The 13,385-nt window shown below is 41.4% G+C and carries 11 protein-coding genes; 3 read left to right on the top strand and 8 right to left on the bottom strand.

Annotated features, from left to right (window positions below):
- Nucleotides 1-88: 88 nt before the first annotated feature.
- From AK825_RS00210 to erpA, 3 genes are all read right to left on the bottom strand, one after another.
- On the bottom strand, nt 89-610 hold the full coding sequence (locus tag AK825_RS00210) for a disulfide bond formation protein B (protein WP_068033617.1): 522 nt from the start codon (nt 608-610) through the stop codon (nt 89-91).
- Between the two features lie 66 nt (nt 611-676).
- Nucleotides 677-2,251: a glutamate--cysteine ligase gene (gene gshA / locus AK825_RS00215; protein WP_082787117.1), complete on the bottom strand. Its 1,575-nt coding sequence runs from the start codon at nt 2,249-2,251 to the stop codon at nt 677-679.
- A gap of 390 nt (nt 2,252-2,641) precedes the next feature.
- Nucleotides 2,642-3,022, bottom strand: a complete 381-nt coding sequence (gene erpA, locus AK825_RS00220; RefSeq protein WP_021813277.1) for an iron-sulfur cluster insertion protein ErpA — start codon at nt 3,020-3,022, stop codon at nt 2,642-2,644.
- A 575-nt stretch (nt 3,023-3,597) separates the two neighbouring features.
- Between erpA and AK825_RS00225 the strand changes: the two genes are divergently transcribed.
- The gene (locus tag AK825_RS00225) at nt 3,598-5,631 is read left to right on the top strand and encodes an ATP-binding cassette domain-containing protein (protein WP_068033621.1); all 2,034 of its coding nucleotides are present in this window, start codon (nt 3,598-3,600) and stop codon (nt 5,629-5,631) included.
- 103 nt (nt 5,632-5,734) lie between these two features.
- On the opposite strand, the gene AK825_RS00230 is transcribed toward AK825_RS00225, so the two are convergent.
- On the bottom strand, nt 5,735-6,097 hold the full coding sequence (locus AK825_RS00230; protein ID WP_068033623.1) for a septal ring lytic transglycosylase RlpA family protein: 363 nt from the start codon (nt 6,095-6,097) through the stop codon (nt 5,735-5,737).
- A 714-nt stretch (nt 6,098-6,811) separates the two neighbouring features.
- Between AK825_RS00230 and AK825_RS00235 the strand changes: the two genes are divergently transcribed.
- Together AK825_RS00235 and AK825_RS00240 are read left to right on the top strand one after the other, a co-directional pair.
- The gene (locus AK825_RS00235) at nt 6,812-7,834 is read left to right on the top strand and encodes a DnaJ C-terminal domain-containing protein (protein ID WP_068033625.1); all 1,023 of its coding nucleotides are present in this window, start codon (nt 6,812-6,814) and stop codon (nt 7,832-7,834) included.
- Nucleotides 7,835-7,895: 61 nt separating this feature from the next.
- Nucleotides 7,896-8,219, top strand: a complete 324-nt coding sequence (locus AK825_RS00240; RefSeq protein ID WP_068033627.1) for a chaperone modulator CbpM — start codon at nt 7,896-7,898, stop codon at nt 8,217-8,219.
- 102 nt (nt 8,220-8,321) lie between these two features.
- On the opposite strand, the gene sstT is transcribed toward AK825_RS00240, so the two are convergent.
- The 4 genes from sstT to AK825_RS00260 all read right to left on the bottom strand — a co-directional run bounded on the left by sstT (nt 8,322) and on the right by AK825_RS00260 (nt 12,949).
- Entirely contained in the window at nt 8,322-9,524 is a 1,203-nt protein-coding gene (sstT, locus tag AK825_RS00245) for a serine/threonine transporter SstT (RefSeq protein ID WP_068033629.1), read from the bottom strand.
- 312 nt (nt 9,525-9,836) lie between these two features.
- Nucleotides 9,837-10,310, bottom strand: a complete 474-nt coding sequence (locus AK825_RS00250) for a DNA polymerase III subunit chi (protein WP_068033631.1) — start codon at nt 10,308-10,310, stop codon at nt 9,837-9,839.
- A gap of 7 nt (nt 10,311-10,317) precedes the next feature.
- Nucleotides 10,318-11,988 carry a leucyl aminopeptidase gene (locus AK825_RS00255; protein ID WP_068033633.1) on the bottom strand — a complete coding sequence of 557 codons (1,671 nt, stop codon included), beginning with the start codon at nt 11,986-11,988 and terminating at the stop codon, nt 10,318-10,320.
- A gap of 355 nt (nt 11,989-12,343) precedes the next feature.
- A complete protein-coding gene (locus AK825_RS00260) occupies nt 12,344-12,949 on the bottom strand; it encodes a cysteine hydrolase family protein (protein ID WP_068033634.1) in 606 nt (201 codons plus the stop codon).
- Between the last annotated feature and the right edge of the window lie 436 nt (nt 12,950-13,385).

Genomic DNA, 13,385 nt, shown 5'->3' on the forward strand with positions numbered 1-13,385 from the left:
GAAAAATTATAATAAAACGCATGTCATGACATAGGTAGTTTATCGTTGAAGCAATTATTTAAGTAATTATAAATTTTATCTAGCATTATTAACGAGTAGTTAAAACAGGACGCAAAATACGCCACAATATTAGTCCATGTATCAGGAGCAATACACTAAAGAATATCAATGACTGCTCAGGAATGCTAAGGCCCAAAAAACGCCAAGAAACGGAAGCACATTCTCCAGAGCCTGCAAAGACTTCTTTAAATACTTGTAAAATAGGTAAAGTATCGAGCCAATAGTCTAAGCCTGGACCACATGAAGGTACTTGATCAGCAGGTAAATGCTGAAGCCAAACATGACGCGCCGCCACGACTGTTGCCCAGCCAATGCCCGCCAAACTACCAACCCATAGTAATACTTTAAGAGCGATTGACTTGGGGTTCACTAACGCAGCGATTAAGGCGAATCCGCCCATTACCATTAATCCAATACGCTGAAATATACATAGTGGGCAAGGCATTAATCCCATATAACGCTGTAAAAAGAATATTGCATAACTCATGCCGATCACGGTCATAATAACCAACAACACTTGTAAACTACGATAATTGGTCAGTCTTTGCATCAGGTACGTACTCTTATGGAATGGTTTATCTATAAAGGTTAAATATTAACAGTCGTTAGCCATTTACTAGCGGTACTGCTGTAAAAACTCCATAAAGTCTTCAGTCTCAGCTTCTTCGATTTCAGCTTGTTGTAACACTGATTTTTCGGCAAGTACTTCATATTTAGCTTGTGCGTTAGGACTTAGAGTTTGCTGCAATAAAGAGTCACGATGCTGCTGTGCTAAAGTGAAGCCAAGCTGCCACATGCTACCCAAACGCTCACTATCAGCGTTGACCTGAGCTGAGATAGTCGATTCAGAGTGACCAGCTTTGCCTTGCATAAGCGCTAATGCGGCACGATAGTCGTTGCCACCATAATGGGCATCAAAGAGGGCTGCTAACGGTAACATGTTGTTTAAATGCTCAAGCATCCAGCTTTCTAATGGTACTTCTACACCATCATTGACGATATGTAGATTATCACGGCGACCTTCATTGACCACGCGTTCGATGTTAATTGCTAGCTCATCTTCTTCATCAGGCATTAAATCAGGTGATTCGTTAAGCAGGCAATATAATGCCATGATTTCTAAGAAGCAAGCACTAGACAGGCGAATACCGACATCGCTGTAGGGGTCAAGATCAATCGCGCGGAATTCAACATAGGCGATACCACGACGCTCTAAAGCCTCAGTCGGTGTCTCACCACGGTTAGCGATTTGTTTTGGACGAATAGGACTATAGTACTCATTTTCTATTTGTAGAATATGATCATTAATTTGAATTGGATTGCCATCAGCATCGTTTAAGCCCAATTTTTTGAAGCTTTCATGCGGTGTTTGGATAGCACGGCGCAGCCCCGAAATGTATTCAGGTAAATCATTGTAGCGAATATCGAGATGCTCTTGCACACTATTGGTATAGCCAAGTTTGCCCATACGTAAACTGGTTGCGGTAGGCTTATAGTAAGTTGAATTGTTTTGTAGAATCAAGTCGTGCTCACGTCCTGCCAAAAAACAAGGACAAACATTTGGACTTGCACCTAGCAGATAAAGAACAATACTGGTTAGGCGTTTAAAATTACGGATAAGGCCTAGATATTTATCGTTTTTGAACTCTGTCAGCGTTTGATTGCTTGCTTCAGGCGTTTGTGCCTGCCAATTCTCAAATAGTCCATCACCGAATGACAAGTTATAATGCAAGCCAGCAATGGTCTGCATACGGCGACCATAACGCACACCAAGACCACTACGATATAATGTCTTAAGTTTGCCCGTGTTAGAGCTACCATAATCTGCCAAAGGAATATCTTCATCATCAGACGAAAGCATGCATGGCATAGATAATGGCCACATTAGCTCGTCTTTAGCCAACGCTTGATAAACTAGCACATGTAATTGGCGCAGCATTGAGAGCGTGTCTTTGGGTGTATCTTTGGGATCAGTAATGAGCTCAAGTAGGCTTTCTGAATAATCTGTAGTAATAAAAGGATGGGTCAGCTTTGACCCAAGCTTTTCTGGATGCGGTGTTTGGGTCAGATAACCATCAGTTTTGATTCGTAGACCTTCTTTTTCGATACCACGGAGCATTCCAATTAAATGCTGACTGTCAAACCAATCTGGGATTTCAAAGTTAACAAAGCTGCTCGCAAAATTACTCATAATAGTCATCTATTGTTATTTATTATGGCAGATCAAAACACAACTGGCGTTTGACCATAAAAGAGGTAGATATTAGGTTAAGAATCCCGTCAGTTTAGCTCAAAGCTGTCATGAAAACCACGGACAATTACAAATACGATAAGCTTTATCCAAGGCTGATCCGACCGATTTTGACGGGAAAACTAACTAGAAAATAGTAGCAAAAAACTAAGATAATCGGTGCTATTCACGCGTATTTACCTTCATTTTTTCGTTACTTGTACCATGTAATTACAGCTTTATCCATACCAAGACACTTAGGATAAAGTTATTAGACTAAAAAGCACCTAACAATCAGATAGGTGCCTTAGCAAAACAAATAATTTAAACAATCAATATTGAAGCAGTCATTTAGATAGAAAATGACGAACCACAACCACAAGTGGTAGTCGCATTTGGATTGGTCACGATAAAGCGCGCGCCCTCTAACCCTTCGGTATAATCAACAGTAGAGCCTTGTAAGTACTGATAACTAAGCGAATCTACAACTAAAGTCACATCACCGTTGTCAAAGTTGGCATCATCTTCATTTAAGTCATTGGCAAAGTTAAAACCATAAGAGAAACCTGAACAGCCGCCACCAGTTACATAGACACGTAACATAAGGTCGCTATCACCTTCTTCTTCACGTAGGCGACGTACTTTTTGTGCTGCGCTATCAGTTAAACTTAATATGGTTGGGTCTACGGGTTGGCTTGAGCTTGGGCTAAATTGGTTGGCTGATTCGTTCATATCTACCTCAGTTGCTAGGATCAAATGCTGTCGTCGTCCTGTTTGGGTTTGCAGTTAAATAGTTGCAAATAAAGATACGCACGGCGTTTGATTCGATTGGGTGCTGTGATTATGGCGATGTTATTGGTGTGACTAATGGAACATTATAAATATAGTATTTGTGCCATCATAACTATTTAGTTAAAGGCCGGTACTTATCTTATAGCAGTATATCATAATGGGGGTAACGATTAGTTTGTCAAGAGTGACTCTATATAGTCAATCCACTATAAAAGAGTGACGGTGTTAACCTCGTTTGCAGTATCACCTATACATCTGCATTCGGTTGCCTTGACCCTCTTTTAAATTGAATCAACTATAATGACATTTAACTAGTCAAAGCTAAGCATTTATTATGCCTATAATTGCCAATCAAACCTCAAGTTACTTCTTATAATAAATGCTTGGTTTTAAAATAGTTATTTAATCGTTTGCCTATGGGGCAAGCGTTTGAAATAATAGCCGCCAGTTAACATGCCAGATGTGTGTTTCTTATTGCCTTATATTTTATATTACTGTTGAGATGAAGAAATTATATGATCGAATTTAAAGACGTTGGTGTTCGCCGTGATGGTCGTGAATTGTTTGCAGGGGCAAGCTTTCAGCTACATCCGGGCCACAAAGTTGGCTTGACGGGCAACAACGGCACTGGTAAATCGACCTTGTTTGCCTTATTACTGACGCGGATGGGCACTGGTGATACCGAGGTTACCCTTGATAGGGGCGAAGTGAGCATTCCTGATAGCTGGCATGTGGCGCATATGGCGCAAGAAGTGGGCGCGAGTGCACAAACGGCGATTGATTATGTATTAAGTGGTGACGAGCAGTGGTATGAGATTAACGCTGCTTTAAACGATTTGAGCAGTGTCAGTGATGAGCAGATTGGAGTGTTGCATCAGCAGTTTGATGAGATCGATGGCTATCGCACCCCAACCAAAGCCGCACAAATCATGGCGGGATTGGGTTTTAACACCAATCAGCATGAGCTGCCCGTAGAAGGGTTTTCGGGTGGTTGGCGTATGCGTTTAAACCTCGCCAAAACCTTGATGAGCCGTGCAGACTTAATGCTACTCGATGAGCCAACCAACCATTTGGACTTGGATGCCATTCTGTGGCTTGAGACTTGGATTAATGCCTTTACCGGTCTAGTCATCGTTATCTCACATGATCAAACCTTCTTGGACAATACTGTCGGTCATATCTTGCACGTTGAGCAGCAAAAAATCACCCTTTATACGGGTAACTATCAGCAGTTTATCCGTACCCGTCATGAGCGTATGGCGCAGCAGCAACAAGCGTTTGAGAAGCAAGAAGCAACCAAAGCACATTTGGATGACTTTATTCGTCGCTTCCGTGCTAAGGCCAGTAAAGCTAAGCAAGCACAGAGCCGTATCAAGCAGCTTGAGCGTATGGCAGAGCTATCACCGATGATGGCGGATAATCCATTTTCGTTCCGCTTTTACGAGCCAGCGAATATGAGCTCGCCATTGATTGAGCTAACCGATGCCGATATTGGTTATAGCGATACGCCACTACTTTATAATGTCAATGTGCAAGTGACCCCTGATACGCGTATCGGACTATTAGGCATGAATGGCGCGGGTAAATCGACTTTGGTTAAAGCCTTGGTCGGTGAGCTGGGTGTATTAAAAGGCAGTTATAACGTTTCAGATACGCTGAAACTTGGCTATTTTAATCAGCATCAAATGGATATCCTTGACCCTAAGGCAACCCCAATCGAGATGTTACGTCGTTTAGCAGGAAAAACGTCCGATGCGATGCTGCGCTCGTTTTTAGGTAGCTTTGATTTCCGTGGCGACCGTATCGATACCATCAGTGAGCTATTTTCAGGTGGCGAGCGCGCCCGTCTGACGCTGGCTTTGATTGTCTGGCAACGTCCGAACGTCCTGGTACTTGATGAGCCAACCAACCATTTAGACTTACAAATGCGCCAAGCATTGACCATTGCCTTGCAAGGCTTTGAAGGGGCAGTGGTACTGGTCTCGCATGATCGCGAGTTGATTGCTAACGTCTGTGATGAGTTGTATCTAGTCCATGATGGTCAAATCGATGAATTCGATGGTGATATTAGTGATTATGGTAAGTGGTTAGCAGAAAAACGCAAACAAGAAAATTCGTCAGATAAAGGCAGTAGTAAGAAAAAGAACAAAAAAGCCAATAAGAAGTTTGTTTCACGTGAAACGAACGACAGTCAAGCAACGAGCCAAGTAAACAATAAAACATCTACTGCGCCAGCAAATACTAAAGCCGTTCAGCCTGCGCTTAGTAAAGATGCGCAGCGCAAGATGGCAGCTGAGCAACGCAAGCTAACGGCACCGATTCGCCGTGAGATTGAAAATACAGAAAAAGCATTAGCTAAGATTGATGGACAGCTAGTTATGCTCGAAGAAAAGCTTGCTGACACCACCCTTTATGAAGAAAGTCGCAAGTCTGATTTGCTTGTTTTACTGAATGAGCAGACTGCGCTACAGCAGCAGCATAGCGATAATGAAGAAAAGTTATTGCTGTCGATGACGACGCTAGAAGAGATGGAAGCCAGTTTTGACTAGACAGCTCTAATAAGTGCGATGCGGTTGTGCACTTAAAGCTATTATTTACTTAAAATAGCAGACATAAAAAAAGGGAGAGCGTTAGCTCTCCCTTTTTATTACATTATTGTCTACGGTATTTGCCATCACCATAAGATAGTATCTTCATAGTGGTCGTACAAAGTTGACAGTTTATTTTACCAGCAGCGCCTTTAGACAAATCGAGGATTCGTCCTTTCGTAAAAGGTCCTCTATCCGTGATTTTTACTATTACGCTCTGCTTTGTCTTTTTGTTGGTCACTTCTACCTTCGTACCAAAAGGCAGCGTTTTATGCGCGGCAGTCATAGCATTCATATTAAAGATGCTTCCACTAGCGGTACGTTTACCATGAAACTTATTACCATAATAACTGGTGTTGCCAGCAAAGACTGTGGTAGTAAGTAATAGTGATAATGTGACAACTAAAGACTTGATTAAATAAGACATTTAATACCTTTATGCAGTTTATAAGATAGACAGATATTTTTGCCTACGTTATTTATACTCCCTATGAGTATGAATAATAGGGAGATTTTACAAGAGTGAGCTTGTCATATTATTACTGCTGTGTAAAAAACTCATGAGGTCAAATACCTGTTTTTTAAGAAGAAAAAGATATTTTTCAGTTAAAAAAATGATGATATAAGTACTGAAAGTAGCCTTATAAAGATTGATTCTCATAAAGAAGTCAACAAAATACTGGAAAGATAACAATACAATGTAAATAGGTAATATATAAAGACCAGAACTATCGATATAGCAGAATTAACGTCATAAAAACCTAATTAGAAATAGCTAACATAATGTAAAAAAACCTTGCTATATTCTTACTTATTATTACAAACAAAGTGCTGAGTTGTCTTATATTGCTTCTAAACGAGAGGGACGTGCATCCATTGCCCTCACCAAACTGACACTACGCCAACAGTTGTCAAAGAACAATGATGCCAGAATCATAGTGACGCACGCTAATATAGTGACACACGCTAATAATGATGTTTTAAGTGATTCAGATAATACAAATGCTAGTGTCGCTTGGCATCATTACTGGTAAGACTTTGTTAGCTATGGCCGCAGGCGAAAAAATGAAATACTGACTCAGTATCCCCATATTATCTATTAACTGGATTGTTAGCAAAAAATACGATAAGGAAAAACAACATGGCAGAGAAAAACTACTATGACATTTTAGGGGTCAAAAAAGACGCCTCAGACGCTGATATCAAGAAAAAGTACCGTAAGCTCGTTCGACAATTTCATCCAGATGTCAGTGACGATCCAGATGCTGACAATAAGATTGCTGAGATTAACAATGCTTACGAGACGCTTAGGGACAAGGACAAGCGTAGCGAGTATGACGCGATGCTAAATAATCCATTCGCTGGACGAGGTAGTGCTGGCGGCTTCGGTGGTCAATCGGCTGGCGGTGGGCAGGGTGGTTTCCGCTGGGAAGATATGAAAGATCAGTTCGGAGAGGGCGAAGCCTTTGGTGGTGGCGGTTTTCGCTTCGATGATATATTTTCGGCATTTGGACGTGGGGCACGTGGCTCAGCTGGTGGACAGACAGGTAGCCGCTCTCAAAGTAGTGGCTTTGATCAATTTGGTGGTGGTTTTGGGTCGCAAGATAGCAAGGGTCAAGACCAACATGCAGAGATTACTGTGGATTTGGCCTCGGTCTATAGCGGAGACGATTATAGTATTAAGTTAAATGTCCCTGTCCGTCAGCCCAATGGCAGTGTAGATTATGAGAATAAAACCCTTAAGATTAAGATTCCTAAAGGCATCACTGATGGCAAGCAAATTCGCTTAGCAGGGCAAGGTGCTGCTGGTGGCGGTAATGGCAAAAATGGTGATTTATTCTTGAAGGTCAAAATCAATCACGCAGCTAACATTCGTATCGAAGGCGCGGACGTTTATCAAACAGTCAATATAGCGCCATGGGAAGCGGCATTGGGAGACAAAATCAACGTCAGTACGCCAGCAGGTACACTTGGCGTGACGGTTCCTAAAAACAGCAAATCTGGTAGCAGTTTACGTCTAAAGGGTAAAGGAATTCCTGCTAAGCAAGCGGGTGATTTATATTTAACCTTAAATATCGTCAACCCTGATATCAGTAGCGAGACTGCAACCCAAGCTTATGAGCAATTAAAGCAAGCGTTTGCCGGCACCTCAATCAGCCGTTGATAGAGAGATAAGATGCTCAATTGAAGACGATGAAAATAAAGAGATAACGAGGATGATAATTATGAAAAACTCGCCCGAATTAAACGATATTGTATTGAGCTTAGATGAGCTAGTGTCTGCCTGTGGTCAAGACCATCAATGGGTACTGGCGTTGATTGAAGAAAATATCATTGAATATGATGTACCAGAGCACCAGCAATTTACCGGCTATCAGCTGACGACGGTACGCCGCGCCTCACGTCTGAGTCGTGACTTTGAAGCCAGTGTGCCGGCGATTGGTTTGATACTCGAATTATTAGATGAAGTTGAGCAACTTCGCCAATTAAAACGTCAGCTGGAACTGCAAACACCAGTCGTTGAAGTAGATATTGAACATTTAAAATAGTTAGTTTGATAGTAAAAAGTAGACATACAAAAAGGGCCTCAATGATGAATTGGGCCCTTTTCTGTTTGTGAAGCTTAATTTATAAATCTGAATATCTATCAATTAACGTGAATATTTAGGATCAGCTGCTGCGGTAAATAGTACGTCAGTTGAAGAGTTTAGTGCTGTTTCTGCAGAGTCTTGAATGACACCAATGATAAAGCCAATCGCAACCACTTGCATTGCAATGTCATTTGGAATACTAAATAGGCTCGCAGCCAATGGAATTAATAATAAAGAACCACCAGCGACACCAGATGCACCGCAAGCACTAACGGTTGCAACTAGGCTTAGTAGCAGCGCTGACGCAAACGTTACTTCGATACCCAAAGTATGCGCAGCAGCAAGTGTTAAAACGTTAATTGTAATCGCCGCGCCTGCCATATTAATAGTCGCACCCAGTGGAATAGTTACTGAATAAGTATCTTCGTGCAGACCTAGTTTACGGGCAAGGTTCATGTTGACGGGAATGTTGGCCGCCGAACTACGCGTAAAGAATGCCGTAATCCCTGACTCGCGCAGGCAAGTAAACACTAGTGGATAAGGATTTTTGCCAGTCTTAATGAGGACGATGATAGGGTTGGCCACTAGAGCGATAAACAGCATACAACCGACCAGCACCATCAAAATACGCGCATAACCTGCTAAAGAAGCAAAACCTGTCTCGGCGACGGTATTGGCAACCAAGCCTAAGATACCAAAAGGCGCTAGGGCAATAACCCACTTCACGACTTGAGAGATGGCATCAGCAAAATCGCCGACAACGGTACGAGCAGTATCGCTGGCTTGACGCAGGGCAAAGCCGATGATAATTGCCCATGCTAAGATACCGATATAGTTGGCTTCCGCAATAGCATTAACAGGGTTTGCGACTAGATTCATAAGAAGATTGGTTAATACTTCTTTGAGGTTAGCAGGTGGGACTTGCTCGATGGTAGCATTTACTAAAACCAATTCGGTCGGGAATAAAAAGCTGGCGCCCACTGCCGTCAATGCCGCCAAAAATGTGCCAAACATATACATGATAAGTACGGGTTTAACGTAGACTTCATTACCACTGCGATGTTGACTAATCGCTGCCATGACCAAAATAAATACCAATATCGGGGCAACTGCTTTTAGCGCACCCACAAATAACGTACCTAATAATCCTAATGCAATCCCAATATTTGGTGCCAACCAACCAATTAATACTCCTAATATTAAACCAATAATAATGAGCGGCACCAGCCCTATACGCTGGTACATCGCAGTCAATGAACGCATCTATACACCCTTTAGTTAGTCAGTAAAAAGTAAGTTAATAATGGAAGTAAAAAACTAATCGACGGATGGTAGCATTTTTTCAGATATTCGCATACCAGTCATACTAGAGGTGGGTAGATATCAAAGTGATAAAGAGAGATAAGAAGAAGATGAAAAAAGAAAAAGTGTAATGAATAAAATAAAATTCGCAGGCGAGTATAGGCAATAACTAGTTTGTAAAAAACTGGCCTATCTATAAGGTCTAATAGGTGAGGAAGGTTGCATAGATAATAACAGTCGAAGCATCATAGCTTCATAAGAGAAATGAGCCAACTACACTTTAAAGTGAGTAAGCTCATAGCCTAATTGTTGGTAGATCTTGTATTTGTGACGACCTTCTTGAACGCTGATGGCGTCAGGTTTTATTAGCTCAAGGACGCGAGAAGGTTTAGCATTGCTGGTCGCTGCCATGAAATCATTGACCGGATGTATCGTAGTATTGAGTACGATACCATTAAAATCTGCTGGCATATAAGCACCAAGCAATACCGGTGCTAAAGGCTTGCTAGTAGCAACATCAGTATCAGCACCTTTAGTATCAACATTGGATAGGCGTTGATGCGGTATAAAGCTGGCAGCATCTTGTGCCCATAGCGCCTCATCAAGCGTTGATAGCAACGCGTCATCTTTAATAAGAATCAGTATTGACTGAGTACTTTTATTGAGCGCCGTTTGAGTCAACTGACAAATAAAGCCCAAGAAATCTTGGGCTTTACTCTCACTTAAAACATAAAAACTGATTTTCATAAATCGATTAGGCCATATTTGCGCTGTTTTTTAAGTATTGCATAAATAACGGCACAGGGCGACCAGTTGCCGCTTTATCTTTGCCTGAGTTCCACGCCGTGCCAGCAATGTCTAAATGCGCCCATGCTTGACCTTCTTCAACGAAGCGCGATAAGAAGCATGCGGCAGTTACTGCCCCTGCACCTTTACCACCGATATTTTGCATATCAGCGATTGGCGAATCGAGCTGCGCTTGATATTCGTCATCCATCGGCATATGCCAAATGAGATCACCCGATAAGTTACTAGCATTTTCTAAGTCGAATAATACGTCTTCATCATTACTAAAGACTGCTGAGCGCACATGACCTAAAGCAACCACGCAAGCACCAGTCAATGTTGCTACATCGATGATGGCTGTTGGCTGATAGCGTTGTACGTAGCATAAAGTATCTGCTAACACTAAACGGCCTTCAGCATCGGTATTTAAGATTTCAACTGACTTGCCATTCATGGCTTTAACGATATCGCCAGGGCGGGTTGCATCACCTGATGGCATGTTTTCTGCGCAAGCTAAAGCACCAACGACGTTAATCGGCAGACGCGCTTCACATAGAGCTTTAATCGTCCCCAGTACTGCTGCTGAGCCGCCCATGTCAAACTTCATCTCATCCATTGCCGCACCTGGCTTAATTGAGATACCACCTGAATCAAAGGTTACGCCTTTACCGACTAATACGATAGGAGCATCGTCGTTGACAGCTTGTGCATTATTATCACTACTTGTCACTGCATTTTTAGCAGATTTCTTGTTAGAAGTTTTGGTCGGTAATTTATCAGCCAATGCTTTTAGACCACCAGAAACTTTCGCACTGCTAGTCGTTTCTTTGGTAGAGCCCGCATTCGCACTGAAGTTAGATTTACCGCGATACTCCATAAGCACGAGCTTGCCTTCTTTAGTAGAGCCTTGTGCTACCGCTAAGAAGCAGTTCATACCCAATGCTGACATCTCGTCTTCACCTAGTACCGTCACTTTTAACAAGTCAGGATACGTTTTTGCAAGGGCTTCGGCTTGTTCTGCCATATACGCTGGGAAACAGATATTACCTGGCTCATTAGCCACGTCACGAGTTAAGCTTTGACCAGCAAACACGGATTTTGCGAATTCTAGCGCAGGCTGTAATGACTCGTCAGCTACTAGATAGATATCGTTAAGTACTGGCGTAGTCTGCTCAGACTTATATTTATCAAAACGATAAGTCGCCGCTAACAGATTAAGAGCGAATTGACTGAATTGATTCTCATCTAAGGCATCACCCAACGCGACAGTAATAGATGCTACACGCTTTTGAGTACTGGTATAGATGGTCTTAGCAATTTTCTGTAGTACGTTTTCATTAAGTTTATCAACGTTACCTACACCGACTAATAACACTTGGACAGGATTTTGCTTGGTGGTTTTTTTGTCACCTGCTAAGGCATAATCAGCAACCGTTTCACAGGCTTTACCGTTAAAGTGTGAGACTTCAATCAACTGCTCGATACGTGCGGTATAATCAGTTAACGCTGATGCAGCAAGAATGTTTTTCTTGTCATCAACCAAGACCACTAGGCAAGCTTCGTCTTTACTCTTCGCTTCTTTTTTTAGAATCTTTTGCGTATGAGTTTTAGGCAGGTGCTGAGATAATTTAATATTCATATAGTTATCCTTATTAGAGTGGTAAAACTAGAATCGTAAACAAATGATGCAAATAATATTGGCGATTAAATCTACAATTAATGCAAATATTTCACATCAAATTTTTAAAATAAAAAAATGTCACGCATAGCTTATTTATCACTCATTCGAGATTGGTGAATCCTGCACCTAGAGTGATAAAAGCGTTCTTACCATGACTGCATAGAGTTAAATTGGTTAGCATGTTTAGCTATCTTTATAGTGTAGCATATCAGCTACTCAGTGCGCAGATGGCAGGGATTAGGTAATGTTTTCATACAATTTTCTGCGCTATTTTACTTAACTTGTCATCTATGAGCGATCAACTTATTGGCGATTAAGCATTGACCAGTTCATCAGTCGAGACTAAAGCTGCAAATCTATCTTGCAAAGCTGCCATAGCAGTATCATGCATGATGTCAGCACTTATCGTCTCTCTTTTGTCACTAGGAAGGTCACGAGTGGCACAAGCATCATGGCAGACGAAATTCTGAAAGCCTAAATCAAAAGCAGCCCTTACGCTTGAGCTGACACACATATGACTCATAAAACCAGCAAAAATAATCTGCTGTTTTTGAGTAGATGAGATAAGTTCTTTAAGGTCAGTGTTGTAAAAAGCATTAGGGTGCTTCTTGGTGATAGTTTTTTCGCCATCCATCGGTTTTAGATCGTCAACAATAGCGACGTTAGAGGATAATGGATCAAAGACATTGCCATTATCTGCACCATGATGAGCGACATGAAAGATAGGGATATCTTCTTTACGGGCTTTATCAAGCAGCAGGCTTGCGTTTGCAATCGCCTTGCTACCTAATTGACCTAGCGGCATAGCACCGTTCACGTATTCGCTTTGATAATCAATAAAGACGACAGCGCAATTTGACCAATCGAGCTTATCAAATTCACCACCAGCTAACTCAAGTAGGGTAGAAGGATTAGACATTTTATTCTCCATTGTGCGTTATGAGTATGAATTCTGACTATTGGCAATTTCCGGATAGTAAGTTCTGGATATTAATATTAATAAGTGCTGACAGTTAACGAGTTTAGCAATTAATACTGGCGATATTCGGTGAGTGATACGAATGACAAACAAACCTTTCTAAATTAAATAAACCAAAGACTTCATATTATTAAATTCGCTTATCTTCAGCTGTTGTTAAGTTTTATTGTTTCTTTATCATATCGTCTGTCAACTCACAAAAAAACGTACAAATACGTAACTAGCAAGGGTTAGGTAATGTTTTCAAACACATTTCACCGCTATTTTTTGCCAAAACATGCTAGCATTAGCGGTTATCTTAATCGCTAATTTTTATACGGTATAGCTAATAAGTGACTTAGTTACGTTTACAACTATTTAAGTATTCGTATGAAAA

The organism is Psychrobacter sp. P11G5 (genome assembly GCF_001593305.1).
Lineage (GTDB): Bacteria > Pseudomonadota > Gammaproteobacteria > Pseudomonadales > Moraxellaceae > Psychrobacter.